The following is a 253-nucleotide window of genomic DNA, read 5'->3' on the forward strand; positions in this document are numbered from 1 at the left end:
CACCCCGGCGCGAGGCGTGAAGCACTTCGGGGGTCGGCACTTTTCCGAAACTGAGTGCCTTCCTAGCCTTCGGCACGGGAAATCAAGAATGAACCAGGGTTGGTGGCACGTAAGCGGTGCGGCGGTGACATCTGGCGGTAGCTGGCGGTTTCATGATCAGCTTTCGTCATGGATGGGATCACGCCGATTTCGGCTTTTGAGGATGAGAGTGTTGAGTTGCGCTGAGAACTGACCCGTTTAGTGGGATATTTGC

1 protein-coding gene is annotated in these 253 nt (G+C 56.5%); it reads right to left on the bottom strand.

Annotated elements, in window-relative coordinates; genetic code table 11:
• Window positions 1-62: 62 nt before the first annotated feature.
• Window positions 63-253 (bottom strand): hypothetical protein (locus GSQ76_RS31255; RefSeq protein ID WP_216851151.1); only part of this gene is annotated, 191 nt, incomplete at its 5' end.

This window comes from Acidisphaera sp. L21 (assembly GCF_009765685.1).
Taxonomy (GTDB): domain Bacteria; phylum Pseudomonadota; class Alphaproteobacteria; order Acetobacterales; family Acetobacteraceae; genus LMUY01.